We start from the raw sequence: 17,932 nt of genomic DNA, 5'->3' as shown, positions 1-17,932 counted from the left end.
TGCCTCGCACCTCAGGATGACGGGATGCGAGCGCGGGAAGAATCCCGGATTGCGCTGCGCTCCATCCGGGCTGCGCGGTCCGAACCATTCGATCATTCCCTATAGTAGGGACCCTATTTTTGGGATTACTGAATGGACTGGTCTGAGGTGGTCCGGAAGGCCGCCATCCTGGCGGAGAAGACGGGCTATGTTACGTTCGATCAGCTGAACGAGCTGATGCCATCCACCAAGGTGGAGCCGGAAGACATTGAAGCTGTGCTCGCGGCTTTAAGCGAGCGGGGTATCTGGATCGAGGAAGAATAGGCCGGCGCTTTCGCGGGGTGGAATTGGGCTCGCCTCAAAAAAATGCCCGGCTCTGGCTTGGCCAGGCCGGGCTTGCAGTGGTGTCAGGCCGAGGCTGAGGGGCTTTCGGCCTGACGGGAAAGGGCGGCTAGGCGCCAGCTGGCACAGGGAATCTCCTTCGGTGCGATGCTGATCTCCTTGTCGAAGCGCACCAGCTTCCAGTCGTCGGGATGGTTGACGAAGGCGAAGCCGGATTTGCGTGCGAGCGAGACCATGGCCTCGTTGGAGCGCAGCGTGTCGCCGAACATGTGCTCGGCATTGAGCGCAGCCGCGCGGCATTCCAGGTTCTTCATCAGCGCAGTGGCGATGCCGTGGCCGTGCCAGCGGTCATCGACCGACAGGCCGAATTCGAGCGTCGCGGTTTCCGCATGCAACGCATAGCGCGCCTCAGCGACGATGGTCTCGAAACCGTCGACCATCATGGTCGCGACAACAGTGAAACGTTCGCGCTCGCCGACCTCGAGGAAATCGTGCAGCAGGCCCTTCGGCAATTCGCTGATCGCACCGAAGAAGCGGTTGTAGCGGGAGCGGGTCGAGAGCGAGCGGAAATAGTGCTGCAGCTCCTCGGTGTCGCGCGGCTCGACGAAGCGAACGTTGAGCGTCTCGCCCTGCTGGGTGCGCAGCGTATCCGAATATTGCTTCAGGTCTTCGAGGCGGAGAGTGCTCATGACACGAGCCTTTAAGAAATTTGCCCTTCACAAAAAGGGACCGCCGGCGCCCCCACAGTCAGGCGGCGCCGGCCTGGCGGCCAATCAGGCCCGCCAGAAGGGTTTGTCGGCCTCATAGGCGATGTCGGACCAGGACAGCCCGACGTCGTGGAGATCGCGGGCGGTCCAGTGCGTCAGCTCGCGCCGGGTCCGATAGCGCTCGTGCCAGACGTGAAGGGTCTCGCCGATCTGGTGGAGCAGGCCGTGCGCATGATGATTTGTCATCGAATTGTCGGTCAAAGTAGACATTTTCAGCTCCTGGAGCTAAGTTGACCGCTAATATCTGCCTCTGAGTGCGCCGCGACAAACGACAATTTGTACCCTTTCGCATGAAATAACGTCATGCATCCTGCTGCCAGATGACTGCCAGATTGCCCTCCCTGAACGGATTGCGGGCGTTCGAGGCCGCCGCGCGCCATCTCAGCTTCACGCTGGCGGCCAGCGAGCTGAACGTGACCCAGACCGCGATCAGCCATCAGATCCGCAGGCTCGAGGAGGAGCTCGGCATCCGCCTGTTCATCCGGCAGAACCGCGCGCTGGCGCTGACGCCGGAGGCGCGCGATTATTTGCCGGGCGTGCGCGCCGCCTTCAACGACCTGCGCCTTGCCACCGATCGCCTGCTGCGCAAGGACGACGACAAGGTGCTGACGGTGTCGACGATCGCCTCGCTTGCCGCAAAGTGGCTGCTGCCGCGACTGACCGATTTCCAGGAGAGCCATCCCGGCATCGACGTCCGCATCACCACCTCGACCAGCCTGGTCGACTTCCAGCGCGACAATGTCGATGTCGCGATCCGCTACGGCCGCGGGCAATGGCCGGGCCTGCGCGCCGACTGGCTGATGGCGGACGAGCTGTTTCCAGTGTGCAGCCCCTCGCTGCTGCGCGGTGACAAGCCGCTGCGGCGTCCGGAGGATCTGAAGGACCACGTGCTGCTGCACACCAACGTCAGTGACGACTGGCGGCTGTGGCTGACCGCGGCGGGCCTTTCCGCCGGCATCTCCCGGCAGCCCGGCATCACCTTCGACATGACCTTGATGACGGTGCAGGCGGCGATCGACGGCATGGGCGTGGCGATGGGACGGACCTCCTACGTCCAGGACGACATCGCCAAGGGCCGGCTGGTGGTCCCCTTCAAGATCGCGCTGCCTGCGGATGCAGGGTTTTACCTGGTCTCTCCCGACGGCCGTCGAGAGGCACCGAAGCTTGCCGCGTTCCGCCAATGGATCCTCGCTGCAACGCAAAATAAAGCCTGAAAAATCATCAGCTTCCTCCGGAAAACCGGTTGACTCCCTCCGCCTCGCGCGGGAAGGGGATGACAGATTGTCGCAGCTTCAATCTGTCGCCTTGCCGTGAAATGAGTTCCGGTCCGGCCACGTCTTTCCAAGGGGAGCAACGTCATGGCTGGACCAGCCACCTCAACCAATCCGCCCGAGATCAAGTCGCGCATCGGCGCGATCCTGCGCGCCACTTCGGGCAATTTCCTCGAGCAGTTCGATTTCTTCCTGTTCGGCTTCTACGCCGCCGCGATCGGCAAGGCGTTCTTCCCTTCGAGCAACGAAACCGCCTCGCTGCTCAACACCTTCGGCGTGTTCTGGCTCGGCGCGTTGATGCGGCCTGTCGGTGCGATCGTGCTCGGCGCTTACATCGACCGCATCGGCCGCCGCCAGGGCCTGATCGTCACGCTCGGCATCATGGCGTTCGGCACGGTCGTGATCGCGTTCTGCCCGAGCTATGCGACCATCGGCATCGCGGCGCCCGTCATCGTGCTGATCGGCCGCCTGCTGCAGGGCTTCTCCGCCGGCGTCGAGCTCGGTGGTGTGTCGGTGTATCTCGCGGAGATCGCAACGCCCGGCAATCGCGGCTTCTACACCTCGTTCCAGTCGTCGAGCCAGCAGGTCGCGATCTTCGTGGCGTCGATCCTCGGCTTCATCCTCTCCGAGGTGATGCCGGCCGACACCGTCGCGTCCTGGGGCTGGCGCATTCCGTTCTTCGTCGGCTGCCTGATCATTCCCTTGATCTTTGTCCTGCGGCGCACGCTGGAGGAAACGCCGGCCTTCCTCGCCATGAAGAAACATCCGACGACCAGCGAGGTGTTCGCCTCCGCGCTCGCCAACTGGCGCATCGTGCTGCTCGGCATGATGATCGCGATCCTGACCACGACGACGTTCTACTTCGTCACCGTCTACACGCCGACCTTCGGCAAGACCGTGCTGAAGCTGTCGACGCAGGATGCGCTGCTCGTGACGCTGCTCGTCGCCGTCACCAATTTCATCTGGAATCCGGTCGGTGGCGCGCTGTCCGACCGCATCGGCCGCAAGCCGGTGCTGATCGGGATCGCCGGCCTCGCGCTGGTCACCGCCTATCCGGCGCTGTCCTGGCTGGTGGCTGCGCCGACCTTCGGCAAGCTGCTCGCCGTCGAGATGATGTTCTCGTTCTATTTCGGCATGTACAGCGGCACCATGCTCGGCGCCCTCGTCGAGATCGTGCCGGCGCATGTGCGCACCACCTGCTTCTCGCTCGCCTTCGCGCTCGCGGCCGCGCTGTTCGGCACCTTCACGCCGTTCGCCTCGACCTGGCTGATCGACTACACCGGCAACAAGGCCGCGCCCGGCGCCTGGCTGATGTTCGCGGCGCTCCTCGGCATCATCGCGGCCTCGATCGTCTACCGCGGCGGCGGCAAGGCAGTGCCGATCTATGATACGGCGGCGGAGCCGGTTGCGGGGCATTGACGGTCACGTCAATCACCGCCGCTCTTACCCTCCCCTGGAGGGGAGGGTCGGCTCACATTGAGCGCAGCGATAATGTGAGACGGGGTGGGGTGGAGGTCCCTCCGCATCGAACGCTGCCCGTGGGGAGAGATCACCCCACCCCGCTCGCGCTTCGCGCGATCGACCCTCCCCCTCCAGGGGAGGGTAAGAGCGGGGGCTTACAGCTCCACCACCACGTAATCGCTCTCGACCTTCACGGGAATCGTCTCGGCGACATACGGCCCCTTCACCACGCTTGCACCCGGCTCGACATGGGCCGGATAGGCCTTCACGCGGAAGCGGCGGGGATCGCAGTAGGACTGTCCGGTGCGGATATCGAATTCCCAACCGTGCCAGGGGCAGCGGATGATCTCACCTAACTTCGTGTATTCGATCTCGCCGGGATTGCTCGACTGCGCGAGCCCAATCAGCGGGCCCTCGCACAATGCCGCGCCCTGATGCGGGCAGCGGTTCATCAGGCCGAAATATTCGCCCTTGATGTTGAAGATCGCGATCGGCCGTCCGTCGATCTCCAGGAATTTTCGCGTACCCGGCGGAAGCTCGTCGACCGGCGCAATCACATGACGCGCCATCAATTTATTCCGTAGAGCTTCTTCGCATTGCCGAGATAGAACGCCTCGCGATTGGCTTCGCTGACGCCCGCCGGCAGCACGCGCGAGGGCTCGTCATAGTCCCAATGCGGATAGTCGGTCGCGAACAGCAGCCGGTCCCAGCCGATCCATTTGATGACGTCGAACAGGTCCTCGCGCCTTTCAGGATCTTCCATCGGCTGCGTCGTCCACCACACCTGCTCGCGGATATATTCTGACGGCGGCCGCTTCACATGCGGGACCTCGCTGCGCAGCCGCTGCCAGGCCTTGTCGAGCCGCCATGCCAGTGACGGCGCCCAGCCGAAGCCGGCCTCGATCATCACCATCTTCAGTTTCGGGAAGCGCTCGAACACGCCCTCCAGCACCAGGCTCGCCAGCGCCGATTGCTGGCACTGCGAGTGGCCGACCATCTCCTCGATGTAGTAACTCGGCCAGCCCGATGGCGTGATCGGGTTGCCGCCGAAGCCGAAAGCGTGCACGCCGACGGGAAGACCCGCCTCTTCCGCGGCCTGATAGATCGGCCAGTAACGGCGCTGGCCGAGCGGCTCGACGTTACGACTGAGTAAGAGCACCTGCACAAAGTTCTTGTCGCCGGCGCGCTCGCGGATCTCGGCGGCTGCCGACAGCCCGTCCTCATTGCCGACGACGATGGACGCCTTCAGCCGCTTGTCCTTGCTGGTCCACTTGTCGATCTGCCAGTCGTTGATCGCCGAGCACAGCGCAGCCGAGAGCTCGTGATTGCGGATGCCCTGCCCGGTGTTGAGCGGATTGAGCACGCCAAGCTGCACATTGTTGGGATCGAGCAATTGCTTCTGCATGAAGGCGAGCGAGGAGCCCTGCGGGCCGCCCTCCGGCGGATAAGCATCGCGGCGGGAGGCATTGGGCTGCGCCTTCGGATAGGGCGGGCCTTCCATCATGCCCTGGTAGGCATGGACGCCGTAGATCTCGAGATGATGCTGCCAACGCTTGGCGAGGTAGGGATAGAGCTCGGTGCGGGTGGCGCGTGCCGGGTGGATGTCGCAGTCCGCGATCGCGGTTTTGGCGGTCAGTGGGGAAGCGGCTTCTTGGTTCTCGCGGAACTGTATATTCATCGCCTTGCCTCCTTTGGCAGCGGGCTCACGTCAGGCGGGGATAGGTTGCATACGGATTGTCGATCATGATCTTGCGCACGAGATCGGGGGACAGACCTTCGGGCAGCGCGTCCTGGTCGTCGAACTGCCAGTGCGGATAGTCCGTGGAGAATAAGACCAATTCGTCCGACTGCATATGCTCAAACAGGCGAATTAATGTCTCGGGTTCCGGCGGCGCATCAAATGGCTGTAACGAGAAGCGGATGTTGCTGCGCACAAGTTCCAGCGGCGCGCGATCGACCCACGGCGTCTCCATCCGCACCCCGCGCCAGAACTTGTGCAGCCGCCAGAGATACGGCGCGATCCAAGAGACACCGGACTCCAGCATCACCATTTTCAGCCGCGGATATTTGGCGAACACGCCTTCGACGATCAGGCTGGTGAGCTGAGCCTGGAACGCCTGGGCCTGACCGACATAATCCTCGATGTGATAGGAGCCCCATCCCACCGCGGTCGGCGGATTGTGATAGGCGGAACCGGCGTGGATGCCGATCGGCAGGTCGAGCCGTTCCGCGGCTTCATAGATCGGCCACAGCGCACGCTTGCCGAGCGGCGTGTCGCCCATCACCAGCATCAAGACCTGCACGAAGCGACGATCTGGCGCACAGCGCTCGATCTCGGCGACGGCCTTCTCGACGCTCTGCGTGGGGATCACGATCGAGCCGCGCAGTCGTGAATCGCGGTCGAGCCATTCCTTCACAAGCCAGTCGTTCAGCGCGCGGCAGAAGGCGGCCTGCATGTCCTCGGAAAACACCATCTGCACGCCATAGAGCGGATTGCAGATCGCATGCTTGAGCTGGAAGGGATCGAGCACATGGCGCTGCATGGCCTCGAGGCTCTCGCCCGGCTTGCCGCTTTCGGGCCGCCAATCGGGACGCGCCGTGATCGGCGAACTCTTCGGATAGGATTGCGAGACGAGGTCGACCATGCCGCGCGTCGTCACCTGATCACGCCAATAGTCGTTCAGGTACGGCAGCAGGCTGGTCAGATGCGGCACGGCCGGATGCACGTCGCAATCGATGCCGCCGGCGATCAGGGACGCCATGACGTCTCCCTTCTCACGTTTCCTCGCATGTCTCTTCTTGTACCCGCCATTCAAGCAGGCCTGCCCCTCGCCCGCAACTCGGCCAAGCCTGCTGTCATATGCTAGGAAGGCTGAGCTCGGTTGCGAAGGAATAAGGGGTCTTGGGGATGAAAGAGCTCATCGGCATTGCGGAACAGGTCGCGGCAAAACTGATCGCGCGCAAACAGACCATTGCGGTCGCGGAATCATCAGCCGGCGGGCTGATCGCGGCCAGCCTGCTCGCGGTGCCCGGCGCGTCCGCCTACTTCCTCGGCGGCGCCGTGGTCTACACCCGCGATGCGAGGGGTGTGCTGATGGATATTTCGGATGAAGGAATGAAGGGCTTTCGCTCGTCCTCGGAGCCCTACGCGCAATTGCTGGCCGAGCGGATGCGCAGCCGCTTCAATTGCGATTGGGGCCTGTCCGAGACCGGCGCCGCCGGCCCCACCGGCAACCGCTACGGCGACGCCGCCGGCCACAGCTGCATGGCCGTCGCGGGGCCCGCGTCGGAGGTGATGACGCTTGAGACGGCGAGCGGCGACCGGTTCGCGAACATGCAGGTGTTTGCGGCGACGGCGTTGAGGTTGTTGCTGAGGAAGCTTGAGGGGTGAGTTGCTGTTAGCAGCGACCACCCTTTCTGTACCGTCATCCTGAGGCTCCCCTTGCATCGCAAGGGGAGCCTCGAAGGACGACGGCCCGGCTGCATCTCGGCCGTTCATCCTTCGAGGCTCTCCGCGCGGCGCGTTGCGCCACGTGTTTCGCACCTCAGGATGACGGAGAGGCGTTATTGCTCGCGGCAACGACCGACGTCACCTTCCCAGATGCCGCATGAAGATCCGCACCACGTAGCCCTGCACCCTCGGCGCCTCGTCGTAGAGTTCCGACGCGATGCGTTCGATGGTCTCGCGCAGGGACAGGAACTGCGCCTGCCGCGCGCTGCTTTCGGTGCCCTGCATGCCCGCGAGTTCGTCCATCGCCGCGTCGGAGATCTGGCACTGCACGACCTCGCCATCGTCCAGCATGGTGAAGCGAAAGGCCAGCCGTTCCAGATCATGGCCAATGATCTTGTCGCGCAAAAGTGGCATCAAGTCGTCCCGGTCGAGCCCCGCGCCGGACAATGCTGAAAATCTGACGCGTTGTCACCACCCGCACTAGAGCGCGATGAGATTTGGATGAATCGTCATCGCGCTTTAGGTTGTTGTTTACGCATGATCTTTCCGGAAAACCGCTTCGCACTTTTCCGGATCATGCTTTAGGGGACATGGCGGTCATACGACGTGCGCCAACAGCGCGCTCGCGTCAGCCCGCCACGTTCCGACCTCAATAGACGAGCGCTGTTCCGGCCGGCTTGTCCAGTGCCGCAGCCAGCGACCGGTATTCCTCGCAGTCGGTCCCGCAGATGGATGCGATCCGACCGAGGTGATAGAGCGCCTGCTCGCGGTTGCCTCGCTCGAGCTGCCACAGTCCATAATATTGCCACGTCAGCACGTGGTTCGGATCTGCCTGCAAGGCGCGCTCGTACCAGACCTGCGACTGCTCGTAGTCGCCGAGCTTGCGGTAGGCATAGCCGATGAGGTTGGCGACGTTCGGATGGTCGTCGTGGCCGAGCGACTTCAACTGCGCGATGGCGGCCGCATAGTCGTTGCGCTCGTAGATGGTATCATAGGCGACGCGGTAGCCTGCGGCGAAAGCGGGATCGCCGATACTGGACTGGTTGCCTTGCTTCTTGCCCTTCTGGGTTGCCTTGGCGCCCGGCCGCTTCGGATAGGTTGGCTGCGGCTTCTGATCCGAATAGGCGCCGGCATAGGGATCGGTCGAACTGATACTGCCACCGCCTCCTCCACCGCCGCCTCCGCCCGCGGCGAACGCCGGCGAAATCCACAGCGTTGCCGCAAATGTGCCGAGTGTGACGAGCCTGATCATCCCAGTGAACATCTTCGTCTCCTGTCCTGCTTCAAGCGGCCCCGGACGAATTGATAACACTGGCTCGGCAGCGATATTCCGGGACTCCGCGCTCACGGAGACGTCAACGTTCGTACGACAGTTCTGTTGTCCTTCTACTGGAATGCCACTTCGGCAAAGCTTCTCAGCTTTCGCGAATGCAGGCGTTCGGATTCCTGCTGCTTGAGCCGCTCCAGCGCCTTCAGGCCGATCTCGAGATGCTGGCCGACGCGGCGGCGGTAAAATTCGCTGGCCATGCCCGCGAGCTTGATCTCGCCATGCAGCGGCTTGTCGGAGACGCACAGCAGCGTGCCGTAGGGGACGCGGAAGCGGTAACCGTTGGCGGCGATCGCGGCTGATTCCATGTCGAGCGCCACCGCGCGCGACTGCGACATGCGGCGGATCACCTCCGGGCCGGAGATCTCCCAATTGCGATTGTCGACGCTCGCGACGGTCCCCGTGCGCATCAGGCGCTTGAGCTCGAAACCTTCGAGGCCGGTGACGTCCTCGACCGCCTCCTCGAGTGCGACCTGCATTTCCGCCAGTGCCGGAATCGGAACCCAGAGCGGCAACTCGCGGTCAAGCACGTGGTCCTCGCGCACATAGCCGTGGGCGAGCACGTAGTCGCCGAGCCGCTGCGTGTTGCGCAGGCCCGCGCAATGGCCGAGCATCAGCCAGGCGTGCGGGCGCAGCACCGCAACGTGGTCGGTGACGTTGCGCGCATTCGACGGGCCGGTGCCGATATTGATCAGCGTGATGCCACGATAGCCCGGCGTAACGAGATGAAAGGCCGGCATCTGCGGTGTGCGCAACGGCGCATCCCCGCTGGTGGCACCGCCACTGCGCGTGATGACATTGCCGGGCGCGACGAAGGCTTCGAGACCCGCCTCGCCGGATTGAAGTCGCTGCTGACAGAGCTGCGCGAAGGCATCGACATAGAACTGGTAGTTGGTGAAGATCACGAAGTTCTGGAAATGTTCGGGGTCGGTTCCGGTGTAGTGATAGAGTCGGCGCAGCGAGTAGTCGACGCGGGCGGCCCGGAACAGGGACAGCGGCTCGGGCGCGCCCGCCTGCAGCACGAAAGTGCCGTCTGCGATGGCATCGTCCATGGTGGCGAGGTCAGGCACGTCGAACGCATCGCGCAGCGAGCGCGTGACGGGCGAGTTCTCGCTGGTGGTGATGGCGGCTTCGATGTTGATGTCGCGGCGATAGGCGAAGTGGATCGGGATCGGCTCGGCCGACTCGCCGATCTCCACGGGCACGCCATGGTTCTGGATCAACAGACCGATCTGCTCGGTCAGATAGGCGCGGAACAGATCCGGCCGCGTGACGCTGGTCTCGTGCACACCGGGGCCGGCAACGAAGCCGTAGGACAACCGGGAATCGAGCCGCGCATGTGTTGCGGTGGTGAGGCGGACGAAGGGATAGTAGGCCCGCACCCGCGTGGTGACGGCTTCGCCGCCAACGTAGGCCTCGAACCGGTCGCGCAGGAATTTTGTATTGCGCTCGTAGATCTCTTCGAGCCGGGCGACGGCAAGAGACGCGTCGGAGAAGGATTTGGTGGCGATGGAGGGTGGGGATTGCATTATTCGACCGCCGGGTTGCTGTTTGCGATCGCAGTATAGCAAACTGACAGCCAAGTCGTCATTGCGAGCGAAGCGAAGCAATCCAGAAATCTGTCCGCGGAGACAGTCTGGATTGCTTCGCTACGCTCGCAATGACGAGGAAAGATGACGCGCTTTCGCGCGTCACTTCTCGCGGAACGCCCGCATCAGCTGGTCGTGCAGCGGCTTCATCAGGTAGGACAGCATGGTGCGGTCGCCGGTCTGGACGAAGGCTTCCACGGGCATGCCGGGAATGATCTTGACGTCGCCGAGGCGGGCGATCTCTTCCGGCGGCATCGAGACGCGGATGGTGTAGTAGCTCTGGCCGGTGCGCTGCTCGGTCGTGACGTCGGGCGAGACGCGGCTGACGACGCCGTTGAGCTCGGGCGTGGTGCGCTGGTTGAAGGCGGACAGGCGCAGCAGCGTCTTCTGGCCGATCTGGAGCTTGTCGATATCGACCGGATTGACCTTGGCCTCGACCTGGAGGTCGTCGGCCTGCGGCACGATCAGCATCAGGGTGTCGCCGGCGGTGACGACGCCGCCGACGGTGTGCACCGTCGATTGCAGCACCATGCCGTCCTGCGGCGCGCGGATGTCGACGCGGCGAAGCTGGTCCTCGGCGGCGACCTTGCGCTCGATCAGCTCGCCGATCTTGTCGTTGGTCTCGCGCAGATCCTTGGAGACCTCGCTGACCATGTCCTTGTCGACCTGGATGATCTGGAGCTCGGTCTCGGTGATCTTGCCCTTGGCCTGCGCGCGCGAGGCGATGTATTGCGCGCGCTCGCCGTTGAGGCGGGCACTGTCGCGCTCGAGCTGGGTCAGACGCGAGATCTGCACCAGACGCTTGTCGTAGAGATCGCGGACGCCGGTGAGCTCGTTCTGGACCAGCGCGATCTCCTTGTCCTTGGCCGTCTCCTGCGCGGACAGGCCCTCGATTTCCTCGTTGAGCTGCAGGACGCGCTCGCGGAGCTGCGCCTTCTGGCCGGCGCGGCCGTTGACGCGGACCTCGAACAGCTTGGTCTCGGCGGAGATCAGTGCCTTGACGTCGGGGTCGTTGCCGCGATCGAGCAGGGATTGCGGAAACTCGATCTTGTCCAGACCGCGCTGCTCGGCCTGGAGCCGGGCGGTGCGCGCCTGCGCGGCGTCGAGATTCTTGGTGACGATGGAGAGGTTCGCCCTGGTCACGGTGTCGTCGAGCCGCACCACGATGTCGCCGGCCTTGACCACGTCGCCGTCGCGGGCGCGCAGCTCGCCGACCACGCCGCCGGTCGGGTGCTGCACCTTCTTGACGTTGGATTCGACCACGATCTGGCCCGGCGCGATCAGCGCGCCCGAGATCAGCACCGTCGATGCCCAGCCGCCGAGGCCGACGACGAGGACCAGTACGATGCCAAGGCCGAGCATCAGGTGAAACGTGATGGAATCACGCACGGTCTTCTTGGCGGGCTTCGCACCGCCGATCGCCACCGTGCTCATGATTTGGCCACTCCGCCTTCACTGACGACCTTGATCGGTGCCGGCGGCGTCACCCGCGGCTGGAGCACCTGGGCGAGCACCTGCTCCTTCGGGCCGAAGGCCTGCATGCGGCCATCGCGCAGCACCAGGATCTGGTCGACCGCCTCGACGCCGATGGGGCGATGCGCCACCACGATGACGATGGCGCCGCGCTCGCGCGCCGAGCGGATGGCGCGGGTCAGCGCCTCGTCGCCTTCGGTATCGAGGTTGGAATTGGGCTCGTCGAGCACGATCAGGAACGGGCTGCCGTAGAGCGCGCGCGCCAGCGCCACGCGCTGCGCCTGGCCTGCGGAGAGCGCTGTGCCCTGCTCGCCGACCTGGGTGTTGTAGCCCTCGCGCATCTTGATGATCATCTCGTGCACGCCGGCCTCCTTCGCCGCGGCGATGATACCGTCGGAGGTGGCCTCGGGATCGAACCGGCTGATGTTCTGTGCGATGGTGCCGCCGAACAGTTCGACGTCCTGCGGCAGATAGCCGATGTGGCGGCCGAGCACGTCGCTTGACCATTGGTCGAGCGCCGCGCCGTCGAGCCGCACCTTGCCGCGCACCGGCTGCCAGACGCCGACGAGCGCGCGGATCAGCGAGGATTTGCCGGAGCCGCTCGGCCCGATCACGCCGAGACCGTTGCCGGCGGCGAGCGCGAAACTGACGTCCTGCACGATGAGGCGCTGGTCGCCCGGCGGCACCATGGCGACGCCCTCGACGGAGAGGCGGCTGGTCGGCGCCTGCAACTGGGTCGGCATCGTCTGCGCCGGCATCTGCTCCAGGAGGCGCGTGAGGCGCTGCCAGCTCTGACGGGCCGCGACAAAGGACTTCCAGTGCGCGATGGCGAGATCGACCGGCGCCAGCGCGCGGGCGGAGAGGATCGAGCCGGCGATGATGATGCCCGCGGTCGCCTCCTGGTGGATGACGAGATAGGCGCCGACGGCGAGCACCGCCGATTGCAGCATCATGCGCAGCACTTTCGCGACCGCCCCTAAGCCGCCGGCGACGTCGCTCGCACGCTGATTGCCGGCGAGATATTTTTCGTTGGCCTCGCTCCAGCGCTGGTTCATCCGGCCGGTCATGCCCATCGCCACCATCACCTCGGCGTTGCGGCGGCTGGACTGGGCGAGATCGTTACGCTGCGCGGCAAGGCCCATCGCCTCTTTCGCCGGCTGGCGGGACATGAATTCGGTGACCAGCGTCAGGCCCACCAGGATGATGGCGCCGACCAGAGCGGTCACCCCGATCAGGACGTGGAAGGCGAAGCAGATGGCGAGGTAGAGCGGCAGCCAGGGCAGGTCGAAGAACGCGCTCGGGCCCATGCCGCCGAGGAAGGAGCGGACATTGTCGAGGTCGCGCAGCGGCTGCAGGCCCTCATTGCGGCTCCCGACCAGCAGCGGCAGGCGCACGATGGTGTCGAACACGCGCTTGTTGAGGGCATCGTCGAGCGAGGTTCCGATCCGCCCCAGGATCCGGTTGCGGATCATGTCGAGCACGCCCTGCGCCATGTAGAGGAAGCTGGCGAGGATGATGAGGCCGACCAGCGTTGGAACGCTGCGGCTCGGCAGCACCCGGTCGTAGACCTCCAGCATGAAGATCGAGCCCGTCAAATAGAGCAGGTTGATCACGCAGCTCATCAGGCCGACGCCGACGAACGCCGTGCGACAGGCGCGCAGCGCGTCAGCAAGCTCTGAACGGCGAACGCCGGGTACGGCTGCCATCAGTCTGATCTCTTTCGGGTATGGGGCAAGGCCCCTGATTTCAAAGGCAATTTCAGGAGTAATTGACCCGGATTAACATCGCGTTCTCGCCCCTTCGTCAACGCGGTTGATCAATCCAACCCCTGGTGGCCACATCTACTACCCCTGATGGCCCCGCGCGCAAGCCCGGATTCTCACAGGCTTGCGGCTTTTTCTTGCGGACCTGACGCCTTTCCCAAGACGGGGAGGCGCCAGGTTGACTTGCGGCGCTAGAGCCGCCCGCCGCCGCGCACCAGGCGGACAACCAGCAGCAGGATGATGGCGCCGATCGCGGAATAGATGATCTCCGAGACCAGCCCGACGCCAAGATGGATGCCGAGCTTCGGGAACAGGAAGCTGGCGACGAAGGCGCCGGCGATGCCGATCACGATGTCGCCGATGATGCCGAACCCGGCTCCCCGGACCACCTTGCCCGCGAGCCAGCCGGCGACCAGGCCGACGAACAGGATGACGATGAGGCTTTGGCCAGAAATGTACATAAGTTGAAGTCCCTCTCCGTGAACGGGCGCATGGAACCGGAACCGGGATGAATGGGGTCTGAATGGGTTCCGCGGACGGCGCGGCAACAAAAAATGTCGAAAACAACCCCATGCACAGTAGAGACACGCCTTGCCATCGGCGCGCGGCGAACTGTGACAAGTCGATGTTGTCGTAGAGGAATTTTGATGAAGCGCGCGAACTGCTCTTAACCTCTACCCGCCTGCGGGGAGAGGTCGGATTGCATCGAAGATGCAATCCGGGTGAGGGGGTACAGGTCCCTCGACATGGTCTTGCGCGGAGAGAGGCCCCTCACCCCAACCCTCTCAGCGCGAGCGAAGCTCGTCGCGCCCCGTAAGAACGGGGCGAGGGAGCGCAGCGGCGCACGCGGCCAAACTCCGGCCTAAAGCGCTAGGTCGCCACCACCGGCTCCGCCAGCACGCACCGCGCCGCGCGGCCCGGTCCGACCTCGACATTCGCCGGCAATTGCTCGAGGCAACGCGGCTGCGCCACGGCGCAGCGGGGGGCGAAGGAGCAATTGTGGGGCTTCTCGGCCAGCGATGGCGGCGTGCCGGGGATGGTCTCGAGCCGCTGCCCCCGCCTCGCGCCATGAATGGTCGAGGCAAGCAGGCCCTTGGCGTAGGGATGCACGGGGGTGCGGACGATGTCACGCAAGGCCCCCTGCTCCACGATCTGGCCGGCATACATCACCGCGACGCGGTCGCAGATCTCGATCGCAACACCGATATCGTGGGTGACGAAGATGACGGACATGCCGAACTCGCGCTGCAGCTCGCGCAGCAGCAGCAGGATCTGGATCTGCACGGTGGCATCGAGCGCCGTGGTCGGCTCGTCCGCGAGCAGGATCTTGGGACGGCACGCGAGCGCGAGTGCGATCATCGCACGCTGGCGCATGCCGCCGGACATCTCGTGCGGATAGGCATCGAGCCGGCGTTTTGCCGAGGGAATGCGCACGACCTCTAACATCTCCAGCGCTCTCGCGCGTGCCTCCGCGTAAGACTTGCCTTCGTGGCGCACGACGCTTTCGGCGATCTGCGCGCCGATGGTGTAGACCGGATCGAGCGCGAGGGCAGGCTCCTGGAAGATCATGGAGACGGTCTGGCCGCGGAACGACGACAGCTGCTCGTCGTTCATGGCGAGCACGTCGCGTCCCATGACGTTGACGGTGCCCGAAATCTGCGTGCGCTTCCTCGGCAACAGCCGCATCAGCGCACGCAGGGTCACGCTCTTGCCCGAACCGGACTCGCCGAGCAGGCCCAGCACCTCGCCGTCGCCGAGCGACAGGCTGAGATCATTCACGGCATAGACCGTGCGCTCGCCGGTGAAGCGGATGTTGAGGCCTGAGATCTCGACGAGCTTGGTCATGACGGCAGTTTCGGCATCCGGTCGTGATAGTCGGTGACGCGCTGGAAGGCGGCGCCGATGGTGAGCAGGGTCGCTTCATCGAAGGAGCGGCCGATCAGCTGCATGCCGACCGGCAGGCCGCTCTTTGTGAAGCCCGAGGGCACGGTCAGCGACGGCAGGCCCAAAAAGTTCACCGGGCGGGTGAACAGCGTCAGCCGCTGCACCATGGCCGGCGCGTTCGGTCCGCCACCGACGTCGCTCTCCTCGATCGTCGGCGCCGGCACTGGCGAGGCCGGTGCGATCACCGCGTCGACGCCCGCGGTCGCCGCATTGTGCGCGGCGAGCGCCGGGCCACGCCAGCGCATCGCCTCGAGGTAAGTGATGGCGGGAACGGTGAGCCCGTTCTGGAGCCGCATCAGGACCTGCGCGCCGTAATCCTGCGGACGCTCGATCATCCAGCGCTTGTGGAAGGCGGCAGCTTCGGCGGCGAGCACGAGCTGGCTGGCCGAGGACAATTGCCGCTGGTCCGGCAGCTCGACCTTGACGATGTCGGCACCTTCGCGCTTGAGCACTGCGATGGTCTCGTCCAGCACGCGCGCGACCTCGCTGTCGAGATCGTCGACGTAGAACGACGCGGGGACTCCGATCTTGAGTCCCTTCAGCGAGCCCTTGGTTGCGGCGACATAGTCCGACACTGGCTCGTGGCTGCAGGTTGGATCCTCGGTATCGGGACCGACCATCAGCGCCAGCAGCAGCGCGCAATCCTCGGCGGTGCGGGCGAGCGGGCCGACGGTGTCGAGCGATTGCGACAGCGGCATTGCACCGGCGCGGCTGACGCGGCTCCAGGTGGTCTTGAGCCCGGTGACGCCGCAGAAATGCGCGGGCATGCGGATCGAGCCGCCGGTGTCGGAGCCGAGTGCCGCATAGGTCAGGCGCGCGGCGACCGCCGAGCCCGAGCCCGACGACGAGCCGCCGGTGATATGCGCGACGTTCCAGGGATTGCGCACCGGTCCGTAATGGGCGTTGTGCCCGGTCGGACCATAGGCGAATTCGGCCAGATGCAACGTCCCGAGGCGGACCTGGCCGGCGTCCTTCAGCCGCTGCAGGGCCGTGGACGTCGTGGTCGCGACGAAGTCGCGGCGGATCAGCGAGCCGCAGGTCGCGACGTGGCCGGCGTCGTAATACATGTCCTTGTGCGCGAGCGGCACGCCGTGCAGCGGTCCGCGGCCATTGCCCTTGGCGAGCGCAGCGTCGGCGGCCTCGGCCGCCTTCAGCGCGGCTTCCGCTTCGATCGACATGAAGGCGTTGAGATGCGGCTGCCACTGCGCGATGCGGTGCAGCAGCGCACGCGTCACCTCATGCGAGGACAGCTGCTTCATCGCGATCGCATGTGCGACCTCGGTGAGCGTCATCAAGGCAGGTTCAAGGCTCATTTCGACACCTTCTGCGTCTGCGCCACCACGTAGGACGCGGGCTCGAGGTCGAAAGGCAGCGTGCCGGCGATCGCGGCAAAGCCCTCGAAGGCCGGCCCGATGGCGCCCGAGATGCGCGTTGCGATCTCATCGTCCACGGGAATGCCCGAGACTTGCGCGATCGGCTTGATCTCTTTTGGTGTCGGTCTTGTCATGCTGTTTCCCCTGCGGGCGCGCGGCTATGGCCTGAACCCGGGATCGCCATGTAGCACGCGGCCTCGTGGCCCATTGTATCGACGGCCGTGAGCTTTGGTGCAGCATTTGCGCAGAGCGGCTCCGCAAACGCGCAGCGGGTGTGGAAGCGGCAGCCCGGGGGCGGGTCGATCGGATTGGGCGGATCGCCCGTGATCGGCGGCTTCTCGGTGCGGTTATCAGGATCGGACGATGGCATCGCCGCGAGCAGCGCGCGCGTGTAGGGATGCGCCGGGCTGTCCCAGACCTGGTCGACCGGGCCGAGCTCGACGACCTCGCCGAGATACATCACCAGCACGCGGTCGGAGATGTAGCGCACGACGTTGAGGTCGTGGCTGATGAACAGATAGGTCAGGCCGAACTCGCGCTTGAGATCGGCAAGCAGATTGAGCACCTGCGCCTCGACGGACTTGTCGAGCGCGGAGACGGCCTCATCCAGGATCACCAGCCGCGGCGACAGCGCCAGTGCGCGGGCGATGTTGACGCGCTGGCGCTGGCCGCCGGAGATCTCGTGCGGATAGCGGTTGGCGAAGTTTTCGGGGCGCAGGCCGACCTTGCCGAGCAGCTCGCGCGCGAGCGCGCGGGCAGTGCCATCGGCCATGCCGTGAACCTTGGGGCCGAAGGCGATGGATTCTTCGATGGTCAGGCGCGGATTGAGCGAGGCATAGGAGTCCTGGAACACCATCTGCATGCCGCGGCGCAGCTCGCGCAGCGACAAGGATCGGCCGACGGTCATGCCGTCATAGATGATGTCGCCTTCATCGCGCGGCATCAGATGCATCAGGAGCCGTGCGGTGGTGGACTTGCCGCAGCCGGACTCGCCGACGATGCCGACCGTCTCGCCCTTGGCGACGGAGAAGGAAACATTGTCGACGGCACGCACGGTGCGCTTGGCGGCGAACAGCCCGCCGCGCACCGGAAAGTGCTTGGTCAGGCCGTTGACCTGGAGCAGCGGCTGCGCGACGCCGCCGCGATCCTCCACCTGCTCCAGCATAGCGACGGAAGAGTTGGTTTCGCTCAT

General features: G+C 64.9%; 19 protein-coding genes. 4 read left to right on the top strand and 15 right to left on the bottom strand.

Annotation, left to right across the window (positions count from 1 at the left end; genetic code table 11):
• Positions 1 to 132 precede the first annotated feature (132 nt).
• The gene (locus N2603_RS04200) at positions 133 to 303 is read left to right on the top strand and encodes an RNA polymerase sigma factor region1.1 domain-containing protein (RefSeq protein ID WP_018643361.1); all 171 of its coding nucleotides are present in this window, start codon (positions 133 to 135) and stop codon (positions 301 to 303) included.
• 83 nt (positions 304 to 386) lie between these two features.
• Here N2603_RS04200 and N2603_RS04195 read toward each other — a convergent pair whose 3' ends face one another.
• Both N2603_RS04195 and N2603_RS04190 read right to left on the bottom strand, forming a co-directional pair.
• Positions 387 to 1,010, bottom strand: coding sequence for a GNAT family N-acetyltransferase (locus N2603_RS04195; protein ID WP_260387797.1), 624 nt, complete (start codon positions 1,008 to 1,010; stop codon positions 387 to 389).
• Between the two features lie 84 nt (positions 1,011 to 1,094).
• Positions 1,095 to 1,298 carry a DUF1127 domain-containing protein gene (locus N2603_RS04190; protein ID WP_260387796.1) on the bottom strand — a complete coding sequence of 68 codons (204 nt, stop codon included), beginning with the start codon at positions 1,296 to 1,298 and terminating at the stop codon, positions 1,095 to 1,097.
• A 110-nt stretch (positions 1,299 to 1,408) separates the two neighbouring features.
• Between N2603_RS04190 and N2603_RS04185 the strand changes: the two genes are divergently transcribed.
• A complete protein-coding gene (locus N2603_RS04185; protein WP_018643364.1) occupies positions 1,409 to 2,302 on the top strand; it encodes a transcriptional regulator GcvA in 894 nt (297 codons plus the stop codon).
• Positions 2,303 to 2,446: 144 nt separating this feature from the next.
• On the top strand, positions 2,447 to 3,778 hold the full coding sequence (tcuC, locus tag N2603_RS04180) for an MFS transporter (RefSeq protein WP_260387795.1): 1,332 nt from the start codon (positions 2,447 to 2,449) through the stop codon (positions 3,776 to 3,778).
• A gap of 197 nt (positions 3,779 to 3,975) precedes the next feature.
• Here tcuC and N2603_RS04175 read toward each other — a convergent pair whose 3' ends face one another.
• Genes N2603_RS04175 through N2603_RS04165 form a run of 3 tightly spaced genes read right to left on the bottom strand, consistent with a single transcriptional unit; the run spans position 3,976 to position 6,582 of the window.
• Positions 3,976 to 4,389, bottom strand: a complete 414-nt coding sequence (locus tag N2603_RS04175) for a Rieske (2Fe-2S) protein (RefSeq protein WP_018643366.1) — start codon at positions 4,387 to 4,389, stop codon at positions 3,976 to 3,978.
• A complete protein-coding gene (locus N2603_RS04170; protein WP_260387794.1) occupies positions 4,389 to 5,498 on the bottom strand; it encodes an amidohydrolase family protein in 1,110 nt (369 codons plus the stop codon). The genes N2603_RS04175 and N2603_RS04170 overlap by 1 nt, the downstream gene beginning before the upstream one ends.
• Positions 5,499 to 5,523: 25 nt before the next feature.
• Positions 5,524 to 6,582, bottom strand: coding sequence for an amidohydrolase family protein (locus N2603_RS04165; RefSeq protein WP_260387793.1), 1,059 nt, complete (start codon positions 6,580 to 6,582; stop codon positions 5,524 to 5,526).
• A gap of 146 nt (positions 6,583 to 6,728) precedes the next feature.
• Between N2603_RS04165 and N2603_RS04160 the strand changes: the two genes are divergently transcribed.
• Entirely contained in the window at positions 6,729 to 7,211 is a 483-nt protein-coding gene (locus tag N2603_RS04160) for a CinA family protein (protein WP_260387792.1), read from the top strand.
• A gap of 198 nt (positions 7,212 to 7,409) precedes the next feature.
• Here N2603_RS04160 and N2603_RS04155 read toward each other — a convergent pair whose 3' ends face one another.
• The 10 genes from N2603_RS04155 to N2603_RS04110 form a co-directional block, all read right to left on the bottom strand.
• Positions 7,410 to 7,685 carry a DUF1488 domain-containing protein gene (locus tag N2603_RS04155; protein WP_260424140.1) on the bottom strand — a complete coding sequence of 92 codons (276 nt, stop codon included), beginning with the start codon at positions 7,683 to 7,685 and terminating at the stop codon, positions 7,410 to 7,412.
• Between the two features lie 235 nt (positions 7,686 to 7,920).
• Entirely contained in the window at positions 7,921 to 8,535 is a 615-nt protein-coding gene (locus N2603_RS04150) for a tetratricopeptide repeat protein (RefSeq protein WP_260387791.1), read from the bottom strand.
• Between the two features lie 122 nt (positions 8,536 to 8,657).
• A complete protein-coding gene (locus N2603_RS04145; RefSeq protein WP_260387790.1) occupies positions 8,658 to 10,127 on the bottom strand; it encodes an AMP nucleosidase in 1,470 nt (489 codons plus the stop codon).
• A 162-nt stretch (positions 10,128 to 10,289) separates the two neighbouring features.
• A complete protein-coding gene (locus tag N2603_RS04140) occupies positions 10,290 to 11,621 on the bottom strand; it encodes an HlyD family type I secretion periplasmic adaptor subunit (RefSeq protein ID WP_018643373.1) in 1,332 nt (443 codons plus the stop codon).
• The gene (locus N2603_RS04135) at positions 11,618 to 13,366 is read right to left on the bottom strand and encodes a type I secretion system permease/ATPase (RefSeq protein WP_260387789.1); all 1,749 of its coding nucleotides are present in this window, start codon (positions 13,364 to 13,366) and stop codon (positions 11,618 to 11,620) included. Before N2603_RS04135 ends, N2603_RS04140 begins: the two co-directional genes overlap by 4 nt.
• Before the next feature lie 248 nt (positions 13,367 to 13,614).
• Positions 13,615 to 13,884 (bottom strand): GlsB/YeaQ/YmgE family stress response membrane protein, encoded by a 270-nt coding sequence (locus N2603_RS04130; RefSeq protein ID WP_018643375.1) that lies wholly within the window; start codon positions 13,882 to 13,884, stop codon positions 13,615 to 13,617.
• A gap of 409 nt (positions 13,885 to 14,293) precedes the next feature.
• Complete coding sequence (locus N2603_RS04125; RefSeq protein ID WP_260387788.1) at positions 14,294 to 15,268, bottom strand: ABC transporter ATP-binding protein; 975 nt, start codon at positions 15,266 to 15,268, stop codon at positions 14,294 to 14,296.
• Positions 15,265 to 16,680, bottom strand: coding sequence for an amidase (locus N2603_RS04120; protein WP_260387787.1), 1,416 nt, complete (start codon positions 16,678 to 16,680; stop codon positions 15,265 to 15,267). Before N2603_RS04120 ends, N2603_RS04125 begins: the two co-directional genes overlap by 4 nt.
• Positions 16,677 to 16,874, bottom strand: a complete 198-nt coding sequence (locus tag N2603_RS04115; protein ID WP_260387786.1) for a hypothetical protein — start codon at positions 16,872 to 16,874, stop codon at positions 16,677 to 16,679. Before N2603_RS04115 ends, N2603_RS04120 begins: the two co-directional genes overlap by 4 nt.
• Complete coding sequence (locus tag N2603_RS04110; protein ID WP_260387785.1) at positions 16,871 to 17,932, bottom strand: ABC transporter ATP-binding protein; 1,062 nt, start codon at positions 17,930 to 17,932, stop codon at positions 16,871 to 16,873. Before N2603_RS04110 ends, N2603_RS04115 begins: the two co-directional genes overlap by 4 nt.

The organism is Bradyrhizobium huanghuaihaiense (assembly GCF_025200885.1).
GTDB classification, from domain to species: domain Bacteria; phylum Pseudomonadota; class Alphaproteobacteria; order Rhizobiales; family Xanthobacteraceae; genus Bradyrhizobium; species Bradyrhizobium huanghuaihaiense.
The sequence above is the reverse complement of the archived record's forward strand: the minus strand, read 5'-3'. Positions and strand labels throughout refer to the sequence as shown.